Below are 20,538 nucleotides of genomic sequence, written 5' to 3'. Positions count from 1 at the left end.
GTCACCACCAGGGCGACGTCCGGCTGCCGCCGAGGACGAGGCGGCCGTCCTGCAGCTCGAAGGACGCGCCGTCGGTCAAGTTGTCCGGCAGCGCGGAGCCGTGCAGGCGCTCCAGCTGGACCGACATCGGTTTCGACCAGATGTGCTCGCGCCCGTCGACGCGAAAGCCCAGGGTGATCTCGTACGTGGCCGACTTGACCGAGGCGAGCGCGATGTGGAAGCGCTCCACGCCGCCGGGTTCGATCGCCCTGGACAACGCGTAGTCCCGCCGCTGTCCGGGCTCCGCGTCGAGCACCACCGCGTGCACCGTGGACGGGGGCACCACCATGTAGTCGACCTCGTGGAACTCGTAGGAGAACCCGTGGTCGCCGAGCCAGAGCACCCCCGGCGAGGCCGGGTCGTCGCGGACGCACCGCACGTCGGTGCGGGTGATCTCGTGGGAGTCCCCGTTCTCGGTTTCGTAGCTCCCCGTCACGGTGATGCCGACCGGCACCTCGGCCGTCCCCGGGAGGGCGCCGACGTAGCGGAGGTGCCACTGCTGGCGCGGGCTGTCACCGCGGGGGAGGTCCGCGAAGTACTCGCTGACGTGCCAGCGCTCGTGGTGGGACAGCAACGTCCGGAAGTCCGCCGACGCGCGGATCGAGTCGTCCTCCCGCCGCATCGCCTCGGCGACGCTGCCCAGGAACTCCGCCCGCCGTCGCCTGAGGTCACCGATCGCGCCGGCGACGGCGGGGTCCGGGTCGAGCCGGAGCACCGGAACCGTCGCCCCCGGCTCCACGACGGGAACGGTCACCTCCGACCGCGCGGGGAACAGGTCCGGCAGAACCGGGTCGACCAGCCGCAGGCGCATCCGGCTGGCCGCGCCCCAGCCCGCGTTGTGCGCCGAGACGACCACGGACCGGCCCTGCACGCGATAGCTGTAGGACAACACCGGTGACCGGTCGACGGTGACGCCCTTGACGAGCACCGAGAAGGAATCGAGGAACGCCGTCGCGTCCCCGCGGTTGACGAACTTGCAGTCGATCGCGCCGACCTCGAACTTCTGCTCGAGCACCTCGTACCGGTTTCCGGCAGGCGGGTTCGCGCCGGCCGGACTGGACAGTTCCGGGTCGAGCGAGGTGCCCACCAGGGACACCGCCGCCCGCTTGGGCCGGGTGCGGCGCTGGAGCAGCGCGGTGAGCACGAATCCCGCGAACCCGAACACGACAGCCACCACAGCCAGCCAGAACACCTTCGACACGATCGAATCGACCAGCGTGAACGTCTCGTTCCCCTGCAACGGGGACAGCACGCTGAGGTTGAGCACCTGCTGGTAGAGCAGGTAGAGGATCACCACGGTCAGGCCGGCGAGCGTGAGCGGCGTCTTCAGCTTGCCGATGATCTTGGCGAACGTTTCGAGGTGGTTTCCCATGTGACGTCACTTCCCGGCCCGGACCAGCGGATGATCCATGTTATCCGCGGACGCGGTGGTGACGGTGCGGAAAACGGAAGAGGGGCGTGACGGCAACCGTCACGCCCCTCGTTCTCGTCCTGATCAGGCCACGCCCACGACGTCCTCCGTCGTCGGCGGGCGCTGGACTTCCACGTGCTTCTTGCTGCGCCGCTGGCGGCGTTCGATGTAGTTGGCCAGCGCGGTGAGCAGCAGGCACAACGCGATGTACATGGCCGCCACCACGAGCGTCGACGGCACGATCGGGCGGCCGAACGAGCCCTGCGAGCCGATGTAGCGCGCGTAGTAGAGCAACTCGGGGTAGGTGACCAGGAACCCGAGCGCGGTGTCCTTGAGCAGCACCACGAGCTGGCTGATGATGGTCGGCAGCATCGACCGGATCGCCTGCGGGATCAGGACGAGCGTCATCACCTGCGTCTTGCGCATGCCCAGCGCGTAGGCCGCCTCGCTCTGGCCCTTGGGCAGCGCCAGGATGCCGGCGCGGAACACCTCCGCCAGCACCGAGCCGTTGTACAGGGTCAGGCCCAGCACCACCGCGGCGAACGGCGGCAGGGCCACGCCGAGCACCGGAGCGCCGTAGTAGAAGAGGAACATCAGGATCAGCAGCGGGATGGCGCGGAAGAACTCGACGACCGCGGTCGAGACACCGCGCACCCACGCGTGATCCGACAGCCGCCCGGCGGCGAAGATCGCACCGAAGACCAGCGCCAGCACGGCGCCGAGCGCGAAGGCCTGCAGGGTCGCCAGCAGCGCGTCCACCAGGTCGCGCTGGACCTGGGCGTACTGCAGCCACTCCCAGCGGCGGGCGGAGAACTGGCCGCTGTCGATGAACCGCCAGATGATGTAGGCGATCACCGCGGCGACGATCAGGGTGCCGAGCACGGCCAGCACCCGGTAGCGGGCGCGGGCCTTCGGGCCGGGGATGTCGAACAGGACGTTGCTCATCGCGCCACGCTCCAGCGCTTCTCGAGGGTCCGCTGGATGAAGGACAGGACCGCGACCAGGATGATGAACCCGAGCGCGACCCACAGCAGGCCGACCAGCTGGTTGTCACCGCGCTCGGACAGGTACTGGCGGATCGCGCCGGCCTCGGCGACCGAGAACCCGGCGGCGATGGTGGTGTTCTTCAGCAGCGCGATGAGCATGCTCATCAGCGGCGGCACCACCGAGCGGATCGCCTGGGGCAGCACGATCTGGCCGAGGATCTGGGGGAAGGTCAGCCCCAGCGCCCGGGCGGCCTCGGCCTGCCCGACCGGGACGGTGTTGATGCCCGACCGCACGACCTCGCAGATGAACGCCGAGGTGTAGAGCGTCAGCGACACCACCGCGGCGGTGAAGTAGGACAGGTCGATGATGTCGAGCAGTGGGTAGGCGAACACCAGGAACACGAACACCAGCGTCAGCGGTGTGTTGCGCAGCAGCGTCACGTACGTGGCGCCGACCGCGCGGAACACCGGAACCGGGCTGACCCGCAGGCCGGCCAGGAACGTGCCGAAGATCAGGCTGGCCACTCCGGCTATCAGGAACAGCTTGATCGTGGTCCAGAAGAACGGACCGTAGAGGTCCATGTTGTCGAGCAGGACGTCCATCGGGCCTTCCCCGCCGCGGTTGGTGTGGAACTAGTGGAAAGGGAGTGGCCGGTGAGCGCACCCGCGCTCACCGGCCACGAAGGAGTGTCAGTAGCGCTGGATCGCCGGCGGCGTCGCGGCCGAACCCGACTTGCCGAGCGTGGCGTCGTAGATCTTCTGCCAGGTGCCGTCGTTGATGGCGGCCTGCAGCAGGTCGTCCACCTTGCCGCGCAGCGCGGCGTCGTCACGGGGCAGGCCGATGCCGTAGGGCTCCTGCGAGAACGTCTTGCCGACGACCTTCAGGTTGTCCGGGTCCTGCGCGGCGAAGCCCTTGAGGATCGCGTCGTCGGTGGTGACGGCGTCGACCTCCTTGGTGATGAGCTTCTCGACGCACTGCGAGTACTTCTGGAACTCGACGATGTTCGTCGCCTCGGTCAGCTGCTGGTCGCGCACGCGCTGGATCGGGGTCGACCCGGTCACCGAGCAGACCTTCTTGCCCTTCAGGGTCTCCGGGCCGGTGATCGAGGTGTCGTCCTTGCGCACCAGCAGGTCCTGACCGGCCATGAAGTACGGGCCGGCGAAGGACACCTGGGTCTTGCGCTTGTCGGTGATGGTGTAGGTGCCGACGTAGTAGTCGACGTTGCCGTTGGTGATCGCGGCCTCACGCGCGGCCGAGTCGACCGTGGTGAAGGTGATCTTGCTCTCGTCGAAGCCGAGACCGGCGGCCACCATCTTGGCGATCTCGATGTCGAAGCCCTCGAACTTGCCGGTGGTGGCGTTCTTCTGGCCCAGACCAGGCTGGTCGTCCTTCACACCGATGGTCAGCTTGCCGGCGCCCTTGATCTTGGCGAAGGTCGGCGAGCCGGCCACGTCCACGTTCTGGGCCACGGTGTAGGTGGGCAGCGCGGCGGCGTTGGTTCCGGTGTCCCCGGTGCCGCCGGAGGGCGTGCCCTCCTTACCGCAAGCGGTCAGCGTCAGTGCGCCGACCAGCAGGCCCGCTGCCAGGGTGCGGATCTTCATCTGGATTCCTGTTCTCCCGGGATCGGGCGGCGCCGATCGGGCGCCGCGGGAACTCAACTAGTGCGTCAGGATCTTGCCGAGGAAGTCCTTGGCGCGGTCCGACTTCGGCTTCGTGAAGAACTCGTCCGGCGACGCGTCCTCGACGATCTCACCGTCGGACATGAACACCACGCGGTTCGCCGCGCGACGGGCGAAGCCCATCTCGTGCGTGACCACGAGCATCGTCATGCCCTCCTTGGCCAGCCCGGTCATGGTGTCCAGCACCTCCTGGACCATCTCCGGGTCCAGGGCCGAGGTGGGCTCGTCGAACAGCATCACCTTCGGCTTCATCGCCAGCGCCCGCGCGATCGCCGCGCGCTGCTGCTGACCGCCCGACAGCTGAGCCGGGTACTTCTGCGCCTGGTTGGCGATGCCCACCCGGTCCAGCAGCTGCATCGCGGTCTTGCGCGCCTCCTCCTGCCCGATCTTGCGGACCTTGACCGGCGCGAGCATCACGTTCTCGACGATGGTCTTGTGCGCGAACAGGTTGAACGACTGGAAGACCATGCCGACCTCGGCGCGCAGCGCGGCCAGCGCCTTGCCCTCCGCGGGCAGCGGCTGACCGTCCACCTCGATCTCGCCGGAGTTGATCGGCTCCAGCCGGTTGATCGCGCGGCACAGGGTCGACTTGCCGGACCCGGACGGCCCGAGCACCACGACGACCTGCCCCCTGGGCACCTCGAGGTTGATGTCCTTGAGCACGTGCAGGTCACCGAAGAACTTGTTCACGCCCGCAGCCCTGATCATCGCTGGTGCTGACGTAGCTGTGCTCATCTGCCCTCCATAGCCCGGCTCACTCGGCGATCTAACACCGTGACGCGCCCCCGCGCCCGTAAATCGAATCAAACGCAACCTAGGTGTCATCCGTTTTGGCCGGTTCCGGACGCACGGTGACCCCGGGTGCCGGTAACTGTAGTCAGGCGAGCAGCCCAGCTCGGACGGGGTCGCTTCGCTCGAACGGGGCACAGCGCTGCGCTCGGCGTCGTCACGTTCGATACTCGGTTCGTGACCGCACGCAACCTCCGCACGACGGCCGCCGCGCTCGTGCTGGGCGCGGGGCTGTGCACGCTCGCCGCCGCCCCGGCCCACGCCGACGGGGTGAGCCTCAAGGCCGGCCCGTACCCCACGCAGGCGGACTGCCAGTCGCGGCTGCCGTCCTGGCCGGGCCACATCTGCACGTTCATCCCGGACCTGCTGCCGGGGCCGATTCCGGAAGGCTGGTACGTGGCGCTGCGAACCTGACGCGCGCGCAGGCGGGCAACCCCGAAGAGTTACGCTGGTAGCCGTCATGGCTTGTCTTTCCAGCGAACACGGTGCCCGATGAACGGTGGCAAAACCTACCAGATCCGCACGTTCGGCTGCCAGATGAACGTGCACGACTCCGAGCGGCTCGCGGGCCAGCTGGAGGAGGCGGGCTACGTTCCGGCGGGCGCCGGCGACGCGCCCGACCTCGTCGTGTTCAACACGTGCGCGGTGCGCGAGAACGCGGACAACAAGCTCTACGGCACCCTCGGGCACCTGCGCCCGGCCAAGGACGCCAACCCGGACATGCAGATCGCCGTCGGCGGCTGCCTGGCCCAGAAGGACCGCGGCGAGATCGTCAAGCGGGCGCCCTGGGTGGACGTCGTGTTCGGCACCCACAACATCGGCGCCCTGCCGGTGCTGCTCGAGCGCGCCCGGCACAACGCCGAGGCCGAGGTGGAGATCCTCGAATCGCTCGAGACGTTCCCCTCGACGCTGCCGGCCCGGCGCGAGTCGGCCTACTCGGGCTGGGTCTCGATCTCGGTGGGCTGCAACAACACCTGCACCTTCTGCATCGTGCCCTCGCTGCGCGGCAAGGAACGCGACCGGCGGCCCGGCGAGGTCCTGGCCGAGGTCGAGGCGCTCGTCGCCGAGGGCGTGCTGGAAGTGACGCTGCTGGGGCAGAACGTCAACTCCTACGGCGTCGAGTTCGGCGAGCGGGACGCGTTCTCCAAGCTGCTGCGCGCGTGCGGCGGCGTCGACGGGCTGGAGCGGGTCCGGTTCACCTCGCCGCACCCGGCCGCGTTCACCGACGACGTCATCGACGCGATGGCCGAGACCCCGAACGTCTGCCCGCAGCTGCACATGCCGCTGCAGTCCGGTTCGGACCGGATCCTGCGCGAGATGCGCCGCTCCTACCGGTCGAGCCGGTTCCTGTCCATTCTGGACAAGGTGCGGGACCGGATCCCGGACGCGGCCATCACCACCGACATCATCGTCGGGTTCCCCGGCGAGACCGAAGAGGACTTCCAGGCCACGCTCGACGTCGTGCGCGAGGCCCGGTTCTCCAGCGCCTTCACCTTCCAGTACTCCAAGCGCCCCGGCACCCCGGCCGCCGAGCTGCCGGACCAGCTGCCCAAGCAGGTCGTGCAGGAGCGCTACGACCGGCTGGTCGAGCTGGTCAACGAGATCGCCTGGGACGAGAACAAGAAGCTGGTCGGGCGCAAGGTCGAGGTGCTGGTCGCCGAGGGCGAGGGCCGCAAGGACACCGAGACCCGGCGGATGAGCGGTCGCGCCCGCGACGGCCGCCTGGTGCACTTCACGCCCACCGGGTCCGCGATCGACCGGTCCGTGCGGCCGGGTGACGTCGTCGAGACCGTGGTCACCTACGGCGCGCCGCACCACCTCGTCGCCGACGGCGACCTGCTTTCGCACCGGCGCACCCGCGCCGGTGACAACGTGGAGGCCGGCCGCCGGCCCAAGACCGACGGGGTGAGCCTCGGGCTGCCCTCGTTCGGCCGCCCGGCGCCGCAGCCGGTGACGACGGGCGGGTGCGGGCTGTGAGCGAGAGCGACTACGACCAGCTGGGCACCGACGTCGACCAGGTCGTGACCAAGGCGTCCCGCACCGTCGAGCTGGGCCGCCGTGGGTTCGTCATCGCGGTGCTGGTGTTCGTGCTGCTGGTGGGACAGCTGCTGCCGTGGGTCGGTCCGCACGTGGGCTGGCAGGTGCTGCTCGGGCAGGGCGGCGGCATCCCGCAGCTGTTCGCGGTCACGTCCACCCTGGTCGGGGTGCTGGCCTCTGCGCTGACGCTGATGACGCGCCGCTGGTGGCTGTCCTGGGTGTGCGCGATGGGCGGCTGGTTCGCCTCGGTCGACGGGCTGCTCGCGATCTGGTCGCAGCAGTCGTCAGTGGCCAACGGCGCCACCGGCCGCGGCCCCGGCATCGGCATGGTGATCGCCCTGGTCGCGATGATCCTGCTGGCCGCCCAGTGGATGCGCACCGCCTGGTCGCGCACCTGAGCCGAACCGCGGGGCCAGTGACCGGGCGAGGCCGCGGAACAACTGGACGTGCGGGTCGCGGTCCCCGGTGCGGGTGGCGAGCACGCTGTGGTCCCACGGCGCGTCCACGACCGGCACGCACACCGTCCCCGGCCAGCGGTAGAAGCGCGCGAACGAGCTGAGCGCCGAGCCCGCGCCGCGCCCGGCGGCGACGCTCATCAGGACCTCCTGCGGTGTGACCGCGTGGTCCGGTCCGGGGCGCGGGGGTTCGCCGCCGCGGGCCTCGGTGAAGTACAGGTAGTCGGTGAACGGCCGCGGTGTGTGCGGCGGCAGCGCGACGAACGGCAGGTCCAGGACGTCGGCGAGGTGCAGCTCACGGGCCGCGGCGAGGTCGGAGTGCGCCGGGATGACGACGATGCGGGCCTCGGTGGTGAGGACGTCGACGGTGACCCGCTCGTCGGTGACCGCGGGACGGACGAAGGCCACGTCGACGCGGTGTTCGAGCAAGGCGCTGGTGTGCTCGGTGAAGGTGAGGGCCTCCAGGGTGAGCTCGACGTGCGGGCGGAGGTGCCGGAACGCGGCGATGACGGCGGGGGTGAGCTCGGCCGAGCCGTGCCCCATGACGCCGACGCGCAGGGTGTTGGCGCGTTCGGTGAGGCCGGCCATGTCCTCCAGGGCGGCGTTGGCGGCGTCGACCAGGCCGCGGGCGTGGCCGAGGAAGCGGTGCCCGGCGGCGGTGAGCCGCACCGGCGACCGTTCGAACAGCGGCACGCCCAGTTCGCGCTCGAGCTGCTGGATGTGGGCGGTGACGGCAGGCGGGGAGAGGAAGAGGCGCGCCGCGGCCCGGCCGAAGTGCCCTTCCTCGGCCACCGCCAGGAACGAGGAGAGGCGGCGCAGATCCACGCCTCGACGGTAGGCCCCGGAGGCGGGTAAGCCAAGGTGATCTGAGCGGACTTCGGGGGGCCGGTCCGGTGGCGCGTTGGTTGTCGTGGCGGTGCGCCGGCCGCTGCGGAGCTGCGCCGGCCGTTGTGTGTGCCGGGTGGCCGGCTGGGTGTGCGGTGGCGGCCGCTGCGCGCGGTGTTGGCTGCCCGTTCGCTCGAGTTGGCCGTCGTGGCGGTGCGCCGGCGCTGTGCGCGGCGGTGGTTGCGTGCTTGCTGGCGAGCTGCGCGTTGGCCGGTGCGGCTGCGTTGGTCCCCGCGCGCGGCTTTGGCGCCGGCCCGCTGTTGGTCGGGGTCCAGCTGCGCCTACGTGGTCGAGGCCGGGTGGAACGGCGTTAGCGCCCATTCGCGCGCCGCCCGCGGGCGGCGGCGTTCGGAATTCCTGAACGCGCCGGTTCGCGCGCGCCCGCGCGGGTTAGAACCTATGCCATGACCGAGTCTGCCGTGCTGCCCGCGACCCGGCGGGTGTGGCCGCGCGCGGCGTGGCTGATCACCGCCGTCGGGTGGGGCGCCAACCAGTTCTCGCCGCTGCTGGGGGCCTACCGGCGCGAGATGGGCCTGTCCGCGGCGACCGTGACCGGGCTGTTCGCCATCTACATCCTCGGGCTGGTGCCCGGCCTGCTGCTCGGCGGCCCGGGCGCGGACCGCTTCGGGCGCCGGCCCGTCGTGGTCGGGGCGGTCGCCCTCTCGGCGCTCGCGACGGGCGCCCTGCTCCTCGGCGAGGTGGGGGTGCCGTGGCTGGGCGTGGGCCGTTGCGCCTCCGGGTTCGCCATGGGCGCGGTGCTCGCGGCGGGCAGCGCGTGGGTGAAGGAGCTGTCGCACCCGCCGCACGACGACGCCGCCGAGGGGACCGGCGCGCGGCGGGCCAGCCTGTTCCTGTCCGCCGGGTTCGGGGTCGGCGGCCTGGTCGCGGCGCTGATCGCGCAGTGGGCGCCGCTGGACGTGGCGTACCTGCCGCACCTCGTGCTGTCCGCCGTCGTCTTGGCGGCAGCGCTGAAGGTGCCGGAGACCGCGCCGCGAGTGGTGCCCGGCAAGCGGGTGACCGGCATCCGCGACCCGCGGTTCCGGCGGATGGTCGTGCCGGTGGCGCCGTGGGTCTTCGCCGCGCCCGCGACCGGGTTCGCCGTGCTGCCCTCGGTGGTCGAGTCGCGCCTCGGGGAGGCCGAGACGGTGTTCGCCGGCGTGGCGATCGCGGTCGTGCTGGGGGCCGGATTGTTGATCCAGCCGGTCGGCAGGCAGCTGGCGGCGCGCGCCGTCCTGTTGCCGGCGTTGATCGGGCTGGCCGCCATCGGGGCCGGCATGCTGCTCGGCCTCGCCGCGGCGGTGTCCGCACAGCCGGCGGTGGCGCTGCTGGCCGACGCGGTGCTGGGCTGTGGGTACGGGCTGTGCGTGACGTTCGGCCTCACGGAAATCGCGCGGATCGCCCCGCCGGAGGGCCTGGCGCGGCTCGCGTCGGTGTGGTGGGCGCTGACCTACGTCGGGTTCTGCGCGCCGTACGTCTTCGCGCTGCTCACGGAGGTGACCACGCCGCCGGTGATCCTCGGCAGCGCCGCGGGACTGGCGTTCCTGACCGGCGCGGGCGTGGCACTACGCCACCGGACGGCGGCATCATGACCGGGTGGACATCGCCGACACCGACCTCAGCGGCTCCACCTTCCGCGCCTGCGACCTGACCCGCCTGAAGATCGTCGACTCGCGCCTGTGGGACGTGTCCATCTCGGGCGACCTGGCGCGGTTCGTGGTCAACGACGTGGACGTGACGGACTACGTGGAGGCCGAACTCGACCGTCGCCACCCCGAGCGGGCCGAGCTGCGGGCGATGGATGGCCCCGCGGACTTCCGCGCCGGGTGGTCCACCCTCGAATCGCTGTGGGCGGACACCGTCGCCCGCGCGCGCCGGCTGCCGGAGGAGGCGTTGCACGAACGCGTCGACGGCGAGTGGTCGTTCGTGGAAACCCTGCGGCACCTGGTGTTCGCGACCGACGCCTGGGTGAGCCGGACGATCCTCGACGAGCCGATGCCCTACCACCCGCTGGCCCTGCCGCAGACGTCCTACCCGGAGCCGGAGAAGCTGCTCGGCGTCGACACCGGCGCGCGTCCCTCGCTCGACGACGTACTGGCAGTCCGCGCGGACCGGATGGCGCACGTGCGCCGGATCGTGGACGGCCTGACCGACGAGGAGCTGTCCCGGCCCTGCCGACGCTCACCCGCGCCCGGCTACCCCGAGGAGCCGCAGCCGGTGGGGAAGTGCCTGCGCGTGGTGATGCGCGAGGAGTGCGAGCACCGCCGCTACGCCGTGCGTGACCTGGCCGTGCTCGAAGCGCGCACCAGCAGCAGGTGATCTGGGGACGGAGCACTGAACACGACGACGGCCCCTTCCGCACCGGAAGGGGCCGTCGCCGGACAACCTCAGCGGTCCGCGACCGCCTGCTCCGCCGCCTGCATCCACTCCCGCCACTGGGCCGCCTGCTCCTCGGCCTTCTTGGCGCGCCGTTCGTCGCCGGCGGCGCGGGCCTTCGCGGCCTGCGCTTCGAACTGCTCGACCCGCTCGCGGAACTGCGCGGCCCGCGCCTGGGCCTCCGGGTCGCTCCGGCGCCACTGGCTGTCCTCGACCGCGCGGATGCGGTCCTGCACCGCCTTGAGCCGGCCGTCCAGCTCGCGGATCCGCTCCCGCGGCACCTTGCCGATCTCGTCCCACTGCTCCTGGATCCGCCGCAGCTGCGCCTTCGCCGCGTCCAGGTTCGCGCCCGGGTCGATCTTCTCGGCCTCGACGAGCAGCTCCTCCTTGCGCGTGGCGTTCGCGGCGAACTCGGCGTCGCGCTCGGAGAACGTCGCCGAGCGGCGCGAGAAGAACGTGTCCTGCGCCGCGCGGAATCGCTGCCAGAGCGCGTCGTCGGCCTCCTTGGGCGCCCGGCCCGCGGCCTTCCACTCCGCCATGAGCTCCTTGTAGCGCCCGGCGGTCGGGCCCCAGTCGGTCGACTCGGCCAGCGCCTCGGCCTCCGCGATCAGCTCCTCCTTGCGCGCCTTGGCCGCCGCGCGCTGCTTGTCCAGCTCGGCGAAGTGCGACCCGCGGCGCCGGTTGAACGCCTCGCGCGCCTTGGAGAAGCGCTTCCACAGCTCGTCGTCGGTCTTGCGGTCGACGCCCTTGATCGTCTTCCACTCGTCGAGGATCGCGCGCAGCCGGTCGCCCGCGGCCTTCCACTGCACCGACTCGGCGGCGATCTTCTCGGCCTCCTCGGCGAGCGCCTGCTTGCGCTCGACCGCGGCCGCGCGCGCCTGTTCGCGCTCCTGCTTCGCCGCCGCCAGCGCGGTCTCGGCGTGCGCGACGATCTGGTCGATCCGCGCCGACAGCGCCTGGAGGTCACCGACGACGGCCGCCGTCGGCAGGCTCTCCCGCAGCTGCGTGGCGGTGGCGAGCGCGTGCTTCGGATCGCCCGCCCCGGACGACAGCCGGGTGCCGAGCAGCTCGACCTCGGTGCGCAGGTCGTCGAAGCGCCGCGCGTAGTGCAGCAACCCCTCCTCCGGCGAGCCGGCCTGCCACACGCCGACGGCGCGTTCCCCGTCCGCGGTCCGGACGTAGACGTTGCCCTCGTCGTCCACCCGGCCCCAGCGGGAGGGGTGCGGCTCGGCCGGCGGGACCGGCGCGCCGTGACCGGCGGCGGGCGTGTGGCCGTGGGGCACCTGGTGGGGTGCCGGGGTGCCGGTGTTCTCGTCGGACATCGCAGGCTCCTTATCGCCTGTCGGCCCGCCTGGTGGCGGGCGCCCCGCGGGCGCGCGGGGCCGGGTCATGCGGGTTTCGTTCCCTCTGGCCGCATTCAAGCAGTTCAGCGCCGCTCGTGGTACTCGGTTGGGGGGTCGGAGCGGGTGATTCTACTTCCGGACCACGTGGGATCGCTGTGATCGTCGATCTCGCTGCTCTCCGTGTCCACCGGTTGCCCGAGAGTGGCTGCCGGTAACCTCGACGGGTGTGATCGTGCAAGCCGTGGTGGTACCGCAGCCCCCGTTGCTCGTGCCCGCCCTGTCCCCGGGCGCGAACGCCGAGCTGGAGGCGCTGCGCGCGGCCTGCCGCACCGCGGTGGCACGCCTCGCCGCCGTCACCCGTGAGTGGGTCGCGGTGGGCGCCGGTGACCACGAGCGGGTCATCGAGCCCGGCACCGCCGGGTCGTTCCGCGGGTACGGGGTCGACGTTCCGGTCTCGCTGACCGCCGGGCCCGCGACCCCCGCCGACCTCCCGCTGCCCGCGCTGGTGGCGGCCTGGCTGCGTGAGCAGGCGGACGCCGAGTCGGTGCGCGTGCACCTCGTCGACGGCGACCCGGCCGAGTGCGAGCGCCTGGGCAAGCACCTCGCCCACGGCGACCGCACCGGCCTGCTCGTGCTCGGCGACGGCTCGAACCGGCACGGCCCCAGGTCCCCGGGCAGCGAGGACGTGCGCGCCCCCGAATTCGACGACGCCGTCGCCCGCGCGCTGGGCAGCGCCGACACGGCCGCGCTGCGGGCGCTCGACCCCGGGCTGGCCGCCGAACTCGGCGCCGGCGGACGGGCGCCGTGGCAGGTCCTGGCCGGCACCGGCGACGACTGGCGCGCCGAGCTGCTCTACTCCGCGGCGCCGTTCGGCGTCGGCTACCACGTCGCGGTCTGGGAGCGCGGGTGAAGCCGATCGCCGTCGTCGGCCCCACCGCCACCGGCAAGTCCGAACTCGCCATCACGATCGCCGGCGCGGTCGGCGGCGAGGTGGTCAACGCCGACGCCCTGCAGCTCTACCGCGGCATGGACATCGGCACCGCCAAGGTCCCCGAGGCGGAGCGGCGCGGTGTGCCGCACCACCTGCTCGACGTCCTCGACGTCACCGAGACCGCCTCTGTCGCCGCCTACCAGCGCGAGGCGCGGGCCGTCATCGAGCGCCTGCTGGCGCAGGGCAAGGTGCCGGTGCTGACCGGCGGCTCCGGGCTCTACGTGCAGGCCGTGCTCGACGACCTCCGCTTCCCGGGCACCGACCCGGCGGTGCGGGCCCGCCTGGAAGCCGAGGCCGCCGAGGCCGGCGCCGCCGCCCTGCACAGCAGGCTGACCAGGCTCGACCCGGCCGCGGCCACCGCGATCCTGCCGACCAACACGCGCCGGATCGTCCGCGCGCTGGAAGTCATCGAAATCACCGGGCAGCCGTTCTCCGCGAACCTGCCCAAGCCCGGCCCGGCGCGCTACGGCACCGTGATGATCGGGATCGACCGGGACACCGGGGACCTGGACCGGCGCGTGGAGCTGCGGGTGGACCGCATGTTCGCCGCGGGCCTGGTCGACGAGGTGCGGGCACTGGCCGAGCGCGGGCTCCGGGAGGGCAAGACCGCGTCGCGCGCGCTGGGCTACCAGCAGGTGCTCGCCGAGCTGGACGGTGACGGGGACTTCGCCGCCGCGGCCGAGGCGACGAAGCAGGCGACGCGCCGATTCGTTCGCAGGCAACGATCCTGGTTCCGCCGCGACGCGCGGATCCGGTGGTTCGACGGTGCTGATCTTGACGTGGCCGAGCGGGTGCTCTCCGTGCTGGACCAGTAGTCTGATCGTGTGGTTATCGAGTTCCTCAAGGGGCATGGCACCCAGAACGACTTCGTGGTGCTTCCCGACCCCGACGCCCGGCTGGACCTGACGGCGAGCCGGGTCGCCGCGCTGTGCGACCGGCAGCGCGGGCTCGGTGCCGACGGCGTCCTCCGCGTGGTGCGCAAGGAGGCCCTCGACCTCCCCGCCGCGTCCGAGTCGGCCGGCGAGTGGTTCATGGACTACCGCAACGCCGACGGGTCGATCGCCGAGATGTGCGGCAACGGGACGCGGGTCTTCGCGCGCTACCTCGTCGAGGCGGGGCTGGTGTCCGGCCGCGAGTTCGTGATCGGCACCCGGGCCGGCGACCGGCCGGTGGTGGTGCACCCGGACCTCTCGGTGACCGTGCAGATGGGCCCGGCCGCGATCACCGGCGCGTCGGTCGCCATCGTGGACGGGCACAACTTCTCCGGCGTCGCCGTGAACGTCGGCAACCCGCACCTGGTGTCCATTGTGGATGAGGACATCGACGAGCTGGACCTGACCCGCGCGCCCCGCTACGACAGCGACTTCTTCCCCGACGGCGTCAACCTGGAGTTCGTCAACCCGCTCGGCGAGCAGCGCCTGAAGATGCGGGTGTACGAGCGCGGGGTGGGCGAGACCCGCGCGTGCGGCACCGGCACCGTGGCGGCCGTCGCGGCCGCGCTGCACCTGGCGGGCACCGACACCGGGAAGTCCTCAGTGGACATTCCCGGCGGCCGGGTCGAGGTCACCGTGGAGCGGGGGGCGTCGACGCTGACGGGCCCGGCGGAGTTCGTGGCGCGGGGTCAGCTGGACCCGCAGTGGTGGGAGCGGGCGGGCTGACCGGCAGGTCGCGCATCTTCCGCAACGGCGACAGCAGCACCGGCAGCATCGTCACGGCCATGAGCGAGCACCCGGCCCACACCGTGGGCCGGACGCCGATCAGTTCGCCCAGTCCGCCGCCGACGAGCCCGCCCAGCGGCATCGTGCCCCACACCACGAACCGCACGGTCGCGTTCATCCGGCCCAGCAGCCGGTCCGGGCAGATCGCCTGCCGGTAGCTGACCTGCGCCACGTTGTAGACGACGATGCCGTAGCCGCTGGCGACCAAGCCCGCCACACCCAGCGCCACCGACCAGCCGGGCTGGGACAGCGGCAGCAGCAGCTGCAGCGGCCAAGTGCTCAGCGGCACCAGCCAGATCGCCCTGGCCTGCCCGATCACCCGCGTCCAGAACCCGGCGGTCAGCGCGCCGAGGACTCCGCCGGCGCTGCCGAGGGCGAGCACCAGACCGACGCCGGACGGGCTCAGCCCGAGGTCGCGGGTGAGGAACAGGACCTGCATCGAGACGACGATCGTCCCGGCGAAGTTGCCGGCCGAGGTGCACAGCGTGATGGCTCGCAACGCCGGGTTGCCGAACACGAACCGCAGGCCCTCGGCGATCTGCGTGCGCAGCGGGGTGCCGTCGTGCGGCTCGGGTTCCGGTTCCGGCGTGCGGATCCGCAGCAGGAACAGCCCGGACGCGAGGTAGCCGACCCCGGTCGCGAGCACCGCGTTGGCCGCCCCGAACAGCTGGGTCAGCCCGCCGCCGAGCCCGGGCCCGACCACCTGCGCGACCGACTGGCTGGCCTGCAGCTTCGCGTTGCCCTCCACCAGGCGCTCCCGCCCGACCAGCGACGGCAGGTAGGACTGGTAGGAGACGTCGAAGAACACCGTCCCGACGCTGACCAGCAGCGCGACCACGACCAGCTGGGTCAGCGTCAGCCAGCCCGCCCACCACGCCAGCGGGATGGTCAGCAGCAGCGCGGCGCGCGCGAAGTCGGCGCGCAGCATGAGCGGGCGCCGTTTCATCCGGTCCACCCACACCCCGGCGGGCAGCCCGATCAGCAGGAACGCGGCGTTCTCGGCCGCGGTGAGCAGGCCCATCTGGCCCGGGGTCGCGGACAGCACGGTCGCGGCCAGCAGGGGCAGCACGGTGATCCCGACGAACGTGCCCGCCTGGCTGACCGTGTCACCCGCCCAGAGGAGGCGGAAACCCGGGTGGAACCAGAGGGAGTCTCTTCGGCGCACCCCGATAGGGTGACGCAGTGATTGGAATCCGTCAATCACTTGGGCGCTAGGCTGGCCCGGTGCGAGACCGCCGCCCCGCGACCGAGGCCGAGGCAGCCGCCCTGGCCTCGGGAATACGCCTGCGCATCATCCGGTTGACCTATGCGGAGGCGTTGACGAACAAGGAAATCGCGCACCGTCTCGGTCGCGACCCGGCGACCACCCTGCACCACGTGCGCAAGCTGGTCGACACCGGGTTCCTGGCTCCGCAACCGGTCCGCCGGGGCAACCGCGGCGCGAAGGAGATTCCCTACCTGTCCACCGGGAAGTCCTGGGACCTGTCCGGGGAGGGCAGCGAGGCGCTGGCCGAGGCCATGCTCGAGGCCTACCTCGCCGAGGTCGCCGAGCTGGACCGGGGCGAATTGGACCAGTCCCGCCTGGTGATCCGGGTGACCACCGACGAGCGCCGCGAGTTCGAGCAACGGCTGGCGGACCTGCTGGACGAGTTCCGGGACCGCTCGACGCCGGAGGGCGACGAGCAGTTCGCGGTCTACGTCGCGACCTACCCGAGCCGCTAAAGGATTCGGACAATCCCGCGAACCGTGGGACCATGGAAGGACGATGACAGAACTGACCTACACAGACCTCGTGGAAGACCCCTCGACGGGTGAGCTGGAACTCTCCGACCGCGCCTCGCTGCGCCGCGTCGCCGGCCTGTCCACCGAGCTGTCGGACATCACCGAGGTCGAGTACCGGAAACTCCGCCTCGAACGCGTGGTGCTGGTCGGCGTGTGGACCGAGGGCACCGCGGAGCAGTCCGAGGCATCCCTGGCCGAACTCGCGCGCCTGGCCGAGACCGCCGGTTCCGAGGTCCTCGAAGGTCTCGTGCAGCGGCGCTCCAAGCCCGACCCGGCCACCTACATCGGCTCGGGCAAGGTGCGCGAGCTGTTCGACATCGTCGTCGCCACCGGTGCCGACACGGTCATCTGCGACGGTGAGCTCTCGCCCGGCCAGCTGCGTCAGCTGGAGGAGCGGCTCAAGGTCAAGGTGATCGACCGGACCGCGCTGATCCTCGACATCTTCGCCCAGCACGCGCGCTCGCGCGAAGGCAAGGCGCAGGTCGAGCTGGCCCAGCTGCAGTACCTCATCCCGCGGCTGCGGGGCTGGGGTGAGTCGCTGTCCCGGCAGGCCGGTGGCCGTGCCGGCGGCGCGAACGGCGGTGTCGGCCTGCGTGGTCCCGGTGAGACCAAGCTGGAGACCGACCGCAGGCGCATCAACAAGCGCGTGGCGAAGCTGCGCCGCGAGATCGCCGCGATGGACACCATCCGGGCGACCAAGCGGGGCCGCCGCGTCGCCAACGAGGTGCCCAGCGTGGCGATCGTCGGCTACACCAACGCCGGCAAGTCGAGCCTGCTCAACGCCATCACCGGGGCCGGTGTGCTGGTGGAGAACGCCCTGTTCGCCACCCTGGACCCGACCACCCGGCGGGCGAGCACCCCGGACGGGCGCACGTTCACGCTGACCGACACCGTCGGGTTCGTGCGGCACCTGCCGCACCAGCTGGTCGACGCGTTCCGCTCGACGCTCGACGAGACGGCTGACGCCGATCTGCTGCTGCACGTCGTGGACGGGTCCGACCCGGCGCCGGAGGAGCAGGTCAACGCGGTGCGCCAGGTGCTCGCCGAGATCACCCGGAGCCACGAGAGCCCGCTGCCGCCGGAGCTGATCGTGATCAACAAGGCGGACGCGGCCGACGAGCTGGCGCTGGTCCGCCTCCGGCACCTGCTGCCGGGCGCGATCGTGGTGTCGGCCAAGACCGGTGAGGGTGTCGCCGAGCTGGTCGAGGCCCTGGCCGACCGGCTGCCGCGGCCCGACGTGGTCGTGGACGCCCTGGTGCCCTACACCCGGGGCGAGCTGGTGGCCCGCGTGCACGCCGAGGGTGAGGTCCTCACCGAGGAGCACCTCGCGGAGGGCACCCGGTTGAGCGCCCGCGTCCGCCCGGACGTGGCATCCGCGCTGGAGGCGTACGCCGTCAACGGCTCACCGGCCTGAAATCGGTACCGTGGCTCCAGTGAGCCATGGGAGTTTCCGCAGAGCTGCGCCTCTTCTGTTCGTCCTGCTCTCGCTGGGGCTGGCCGGACCGGCGAGTGCGGCGCAGGCACCCGCCCCGGAGCCGGTGTGCTCGGTGACCGACAAGCGGCTCGGGGAGCTGTCCGGTCTGGTCAGCGACGGGTCCCGGTGGTACGCGATCAACGACGGCGGCACGAAGGTGCAGATCTTCGTGCTGGGCCGCGATTGTGCCGTGCAGCGGGTGATTTCCGGCTCGACCGACCCGTACGACGTCGAGGACCTGGCGCGGGCCGCGGACGGCACGTTCTGGCTCGCCGACACCGGCGACAACCGCAAACAACGCGACACCGTCGCCCTGCTGGCCGTCACGCCGCAGGGCAAGGTGACGCTCCACCGCCTGACTTACCCCGACGGGCAGCACGACGCGGAGGCGCTGCTGCTCGACGCGTCGGGGACGCCGTACCTGGTCACGAAGAACCCGCTGGGCGAGGCGGGGATCTACCGGCCGGCCCAGAAACTGACGAGCCCGGGGCCGACGCCGCTGGAGCGGGTCGGCTCCATCAGCATCAAGTCCACGGACACGCCGGGCGGCCCGGTCGCCGGGTTCGGGTCCGTGCTGGTCACCGGGGGAGCCGTGAGCGCCGACGGCAAGGTCGTGGCGCTGCGGACCTACACCGACGCCTACCTGTTCGCCGCCCCCGACCGGGACGTCGCGGCCGCGTTGCGACGCGAGCCGGTGCGCGTGCCGCTGCCGGACGAGCAGCAGGGGGAGGCGATCGCCTTCGACCCCGACGGCACGCTCGTGTCGGCCTCCGAGGGCACCGGGCCGATCCGGGTGGTGCGCGGCGCGACCGCCCTGGTGGCGGACACCGCATCGGCGGATGAAGGCGGCCAGTCGTCCGGCTCCGGCGGGGAGGCCGCCGGCGGCACGTCCGGCCAGGGCGTGGACACGGTGCCCGGGTTGCTGATCGCGGTGGTCGTCGCGGGCGGCGTGGTGTTCGCCTGGACGAAGCTGCGCAAGCGCCGCTGATCGTTTCGAACGACCGATCGACGCCTAGAGACGCCGGATCACCGCGACGACCTTGCCGAGAATCGTCGCCTCGTCGCCCGGGATCGGGTCGTAGGCCTCGTTGTGCGGCATCAGCCAGACGTGCCCGTCCTTCTGCTTGAACGTCTTCACCGTGGCCTCGCCGTCGATCATCGCCGCCACGATCTCGCCGTTGTTGGCCGTCGGCTGCTGACGCACGACCACCCAGTCGCCATCGGTGATGGCCGCGTCGACCATCGAGTCACCGGTGACGCTGAGCAGGAAGACCTCGCCCTCGCCGACGATGTCCTTCGGCAGCGGGAAGACGTCCTCGATGGACTGCTCGGCCAGCACCGGCCCGCCGGCGGCGATGCGGCCGACCAGCGGCACGTACGCGGGCTTGGGCATCGGCGTGGTCTCGGCCTCGGCCTGCGCGGTCAGCACACCCACCGCGCGCGGGCGGTTGGCGTCCCGGCGCAGGTAGCCCTTGCGCTGCAGCGTGCGCAGCTGGTGCGACACCGACGAGGTGGACGTCAGCCCGACCGCCTCGCCGATCTCGCGGACGCTGGGCGGGTAGCCGAACCGCTCGATCCAGGCCTTGATGACCTCGAGGATCTGCTGCTGGCGGGGGCTGAGGCCCTCTTCCACGTCCTCGGGGTCGGGGAGGGGATGCACGTCCCCGAACCGGCCACCCGGCCTGCGGATCGTCTCGCCCGTCTCTTGCGACACCGTGCTGCCTCCCAGCTCTGGAGCGGCCGGGACCGCGCACCCGCGCGACCGGCGCTGTCCGCCTCTGCTGGTCACCCACAGTAGTGCACCCGACAGCAAACATCAAACAACTGTTCGACGACACGCCGGGGCGCGCTCGATTTTGTCGTACCCGGGTGGTACACATTCGCACGGAGGTTCGATAGAACGGTTGTTCGACCGACGGCGCCCCTGGCCGTGGGTCGCGGTCTGCGAGGAGGTTCCGCCATGTCGGTACTGACACACGAGGAGTGGCTGGTCCGGCGCGCGCCGGAGAGCACGACGGACGAGCGGGTGCCGCTGCGGCCGCGCCGCCCGGAGGTGCGGCGGCCGCCGACGCGGGCGCGCGTGGTCGCCGGGCGTCGTCCGGGCCCGGTCGCCGCGTGCCCGCGCCGGGCCGCGGTGCGGTGGCCGTGGCTCGCCGCCGTGGGTGTCGCGATCGCGCTCGCCGTCACCGGGTTGGGTGTTTTCGCCGGATCGTTCGCGCCGGACGTCCCGGAGCGGACGGCCACGGTCGCGGTCGCGCCGGGGGAGACGCTGTGGGATCTGGCGCGGCAGTACGCGCCGGGGAGCGACACCGGTGCCGTGGTCGATCGCATCGAGGAGCTGAACCACCTGCCGGCGGAGTCGGTCGTGCCCGGTCTGTTGCTCACCGTGCCGGTCGGATCCGGCTCCGTGATCACCGGCTCGTGACGGGCGCCGCCATACCTCATCACTCGCTCGTGTCGCTTGCGCCCCGCCCGCACGCGATCTAGGGTTCACCGCTATATCTAGTAGTTACATGGCTGTAGTTGGTCCACAAGTTGGGGTAGACTGAGGACGAGTTGTCCACAGGCGGTGGGT

21 protein-coding genes are annotated in these 20,538 nt (G+C 71.8%); 12 read left to right on the top strand and 9 right to left on the bottom strand.

Going from position 1 to position 20,538, the window contains the following annotated elements:
• Window position 1: 1 nt before the first annotated feature.
• From IE290_RS22020 to IE290_RS22000, 5 genes are all read right to left on the bottom strand, one after another.
• Window positions 2–1,411 (bottom strand): hypothetical protein, encoded by a 1,410-nt coding sequence (locus IE290_RS22020; protein WP_191246571.1) that lies wholly within the window; start codon window positions 1,409–1,411, stop codon window positions 2–4.
• 123 nt (window positions 1,412–1,534) lie between these two features.
• The gene (locus IE290_RS22015) at window positions 1,535–2,395 is read right to left on the bottom strand and encodes an amino acid ABC transporter permease (RefSeq protein WP_191246570.1); all 861 of its coding nucleotides are present in this window, start codon (window positions 2,393–2,395) and stop codon (window positions 1,535–1,537) included.
• Complete coding sequence (locus tag IE290_RS22010; RefSeq protein WP_191246569.1) at window positions 2,392–3,039, bottom strand: amino acid ABC transporter permease; 648 nt, start codon at window positions 3,037–3,039, stop codon at window positions 2,392–2,394. The genes IE290_RS22015 and IE290_RS22010 overlap by 4 nt, the downstream gene beginning before the upstream one ends.
• Before the next feature lie 87 nt (window positions 3,040–3,126).
• Window positions 3,127–4,038 carry a glutamate ABC transporter substrate-binding protein gene (locus IE290_RS22005; protein WP_191246568.1) on the bottom strand — a complete coding sequence of 304 codons (912 nt, stop codon included), beginning with the start codon at window positions 4,036–4,038 and terminating at the stop codon, window positions 3,127–3,129.
• A 57-nt stretch (window positions 4,039–4,095) separates the two neighbouring features.
• On the bottom strand, window positions 4,096–4,824 hold the full coding sequence (locus tag IE290_RS22000; RefSeq protein ID WP_191246567.1) for an amino acid ABC transporter ATP-binding protein: 729 nt from the start codon (window positions 4,822–4,824) through the stop codon (window positions 4,096–4,098).
• 258 nt (window positions 4,825–5,082) lie between these two features.
• On the opposite strand from IE290_RS22000, the gene IE290_RS21995 reads away from it, so the two are divergent.
• The 3 genes from IE290_RS21995 to IE290_RS21985 all read left to right on the top strand — a co-directional run bounded on the left by IE290_RS21995 (window position 5,083) and on the right by IE290_RS21985 (window position 7,340).
• Window positions 5,083–5,319, top strand: coding sequence for a hypothetical protein (locus IE290_RS21995; RefSeq protein ID WP_191246566.1), 237 nt, complete (start codon window positions 5,083–5,085; stop codon window positions 5,317–5,319).
• Window positions 5,320–5,397: 78 nt separating this feature from the next.
• A complete protein-coding gene (miaB, locus tag IE290_RS21990) occupies window positions 5,398–6,882 on the top strand; it encodes a tRNA (N6-isopentenyl adenosine(37)-C2)-methylthiotransferase MiaB (protein ID WP_191246565.1) in 1,485 nt (494 codons plus the stop codon).
• Complete coding sequence (locus IE290_RS21985; RefSeq protein WP_191246564.1) at window positions 6,879–7,340, top strand: Rv2732c family membrane protein; 462 nt, start codon at window positions 6,879–6,881, stop codon at window positions 7,338–7,340. Before miaB ends, IE290_RS21985 begins: the two co-directional genes overlap by 4 nt.
• Here IE290_RS21985 and IE290_RS21980 read toward each other — a convergent pair.
• Complete coding sequence (locus IE290_RS21980) at window positions 7,227–8,222, bottom strand: LysR family transcriptional regulator (RefSeq protein WP_191246563.1); 996 nt, start codon at window positions 8,220–8,222, stop codon at window positions 7,227–7,229. The two genes, IE290_RS21985 and IE290_RS21980, sit on opposite strands and share 114 nt — an antisense overlap.
• Before the next feature lie 464 nt (window positions 8,223–8,686).
• On the opposite strand from IE290_RS21980, the gene IE290_RS21975 reads away from it, so the two are divergent.
• Entirely contained in the window at window positions 8,687–9,871 is a 1,185-nt protein-coding gene (locus tag IE290_RS21975) for an MFS transporter (RefSeq protein WP_229874648.1), read from the top strand.
• Between the two features lie 4 nt (window positions 9,872–9,875).
• On the top strand, window positions 9,876–10,598 hold the full coding sequence (locus tag IE290_RS21970) for a DinB family protein (RefSeq protein WP_191246562.1): 723 nt from the start codon (window positions 9,876–9,878) through the stop codon (window positions 10,596–10,598).
• Window positions 10,599–10,666: 68 nt separating this feature from the next.
• On the opposite strand, the gene IE290_RS21965 is transcribed toward IE290_RS21970, so the two are convergent.
• A complete protein-coding gene (locus IE290_RS21965) occupies window positions 10,667–11,977 on the bottom strand; it encodes a DUF349 domain-containing protein (RefSeq protein ID WP_191246561.1) in 1,311 nt (436 codons plus the stop codon).
• A gap of 247 nt (window positions 11,978–12,224) precedes the next feature.
• On the opposite strand from IE290_RS21965, the gene IE290_RS21960 reads away from it, so the two are divergent.
• The 3 genes from IE290_RS21960 to dapF are packed head-to-tail and all read left to right on the top strand — an operon-like array spanning window position 12,225 to window position 14,647.
• On the top strand, window positions 12,225–12,908 hold the full coding sequence (locus tag IE290_RS21960; RefSeq protein ID WP_191246560.1) for a class III extradiol dioxygenase subunit B-like domain-containing protein: 684 nt from the start codon (window positions 12,225–12,227) through the stop codon (window positions 12,906–12,908).
• Window positions 12,905–13,804, top strand: a complete 900-nt coding sequence (gene miaA / locus IE290_RS21955; RefSeq protein WP_191246559.1) for a tRNA (adenosine(37)-N6)-dimethylallyltransferase MiaA — start codon at window positions 12,905–12,907, stop codon at window positions 13,802–13,804. The genes IE290_RS21960 and miaA overlap by 4 nt, the downstream gene beginning before the upstream one ends.
• 9 nt (window positions 13,805–13,813) lie before the next feature.
• A complete protein-coding gene (dapF, locus tag IE290_RS21950; RefSeq protein WP_191246558.1) occupies window positions 13,814–14,647 on the top strand; it encodes a diaminopimelate epimerase in 834 nt (277 codons plus the stop codon).
• On the opposite strand, the gene IE290_RS21945 is transcribed toward dapF, so the two are convergent.
• The gene (locus IE290_RS21945) at window positions 14,553–15,872 is read right to left on the bottom strand and encodes an MFS transporter (RefSeq protein ID WP_191246557.1); all 1,320 of its coding nucleotides are present in this window, start codon (window positions 15,870–15,872) and stop codon (window positions 14,553–14,555) included. The two genes, dapF and IE290_RS21945, sit on opposite strands and share 95 nt — an antisense overlap.
• A 101-nt stretch (window positions 15,873–15,973) precedes the next feature.
• On the opposite strand from IE290_RS21945, the gene IE290_RS21940 reads away from it, so the two are divergent.
• Genes IE290_RS21940 through IE290_RS21930 form a run of 3 tightly spaced genes read left to right on the top strand, consistent with a single transcriptional unit; the run spans window position 15,974 to window position 18,951 of the window.
• Window positions 15,974–16,429: an ArsR/SmtB family transcription factor gene (locus IE290_RS21940; protein ID WP_229874666.1), complete on the top strand. Its 456-nt coding sequence runs from the start codon at window positions 15,974–15,976 to the stop codon at window positions 16,427–16,429.
• Between the two features lie 43 nt (window positions 16,430–16,472).
• Window positions 16,473–17,903, top strand: coding sequence for a GTPase HflX (hflX, locus tag IE290_RS21935; protein ID WP_191246555.1), 1,431 nt, complete (start codon window positions 16,473–16,475; stop codon window positions 17,901–17,903).
• Window positions 17,904–17,922: 19 nt separating this feature from the next.
• Entirely contained in the window at window positions 17,923–18,951 is a 1,029-nt protein-coding gene (locus IE290_RS21930) for an SdiA-regulated/phytase-like domain-containing protein (protein ID WP_229874647.1), read from the top strand.
• A 24-nt stretch (window positions 18,952–18,975) separates the two neighbouring features.
• Here IE290_RS21930 and lexA read toward each other — a convergent pair whose 3' ends face one another.
• The gene (gene lexA, locus IE290_RS21925) at window positions 18,976–19,677 is read right to left on the bottom strand and encodes a transcriptional repressor LexA (RefSeq protein ID WP_116111394.1); all 702 of its coding nucleotides are present in this window, start codon (window positions 19,675–19,677) and stop codon (window positions 18,976–18,978) included.
• 246 nt (window positions 19,678–19,923) lie between these two features.
• On the opposite strand from lexA, the gene IE290_RS21920 reads away from it, so the two are divergent.
• Window positions 19,924–20,388, top strand: a complete 465-nt coding sequence (locus tag IE290_RS21920) for a LysM peptidoglycan-binding domain-containing protein (protein WP_191246554.1) — start codon at window positions 19,924–19,926, stop codon at window positions 20,386–20,388.
• Window positions 20,389–20,538 lie beyond the last annotated feature (150 nt).

The sequence above is a fragment of the Amycolatopsis deserti genome, assembly GCF_014653945.1.
In the GTDB taxonomy this organism is placed as follows: domain Bacteria; phylum Actinomycetota; class Actinomycetes; order Mycobacteriales; family Pseudonocardiaceae; genus Amycolatopsis_E; species Amycolatopsis_E deserti.
The sequence above is the reverse complement of the archived record's forward strand: the minus strand, read 5'-3'. Positions and strand labels throughout refer to the sequence as shown.

What these genes read in the sequence shown, in the direction of transcription:
- hflX (WP_191246555.1), top strand. Translation starts at nt 16,473, where the DNA reads ATGACAGAACTGACCTACACAGACCTCGTGGAAGACCCCTCGACGGGT.
- IE290_RS22010 (WP_191246569.1), bottom strand. Translation starts at nt 3,039, where the DNA reads ATGGACGTCCTGCTCGACAACATGGACCTCTACGGTCCGTTCTTCTGG.
- IE290_RS21965 (WP_191246561.1), bottom strand. Translation starts at nt 11,977, where the DNA reads ATGTCCGACGAGAACACCGGCACCCCGGCACCCCACCAGGTGCCCCAC.
- miaB (WP_191246565.1), top strand. Translation starts at nt 5,398, where the DNA reads ATGAACGGTGGCAAAACCTACCAGATCCGCACGTTCGGCTGCCAGATG.
- IE290_RS22005 (WP_191246568.1), bottom strand. Translation starts at nt 4,038, where the DNA reads ATGAAGATCCGCACCCTGGCAGCGGGCCTGCTGGTCGGCGCACTGACG.
- IE290_RS22015 (WP_191246570.1), bottom strand. Translation starts at nt 2,395, where the DNA reads ATGAGCAACGTCCTGTTCGACATCCCCGGCCCGAAGGCCCGCGCCCGC.
- IE290_RS22020 (WP_191246571.1), bottom strand. Translation starts at nt 1,411, where the DNA reads ATGGGAAACCACCTCGAAACGTTCGCCAAGATCATCGGCAAGCTGAAG.
- IE290_RS22000 (WP_191246567.1), bottom strand. Translation starts at nt 4,824, where the DNA reads ATGATCAGGGCTGCGGGCGTGAACAAGTTCTTCGGTGACCTGCACGTG.
- IE290_RS21975 (WP_229874648.1), top strand. Translation starts at nt 8,687, where the DNA reads ATGACCGAGTCTGCCGTGCTGCCCGCGACCCGGCGGGTGTGGCCGCGC.
- IE290_RS21920 (WP_191246554.1), top strand. Translation starts at nt 19,924, where the DNA reads ATGTCGGTACTGACACACGAGGAGTGGCTGGTCCGGCGCGCGCCGGAG.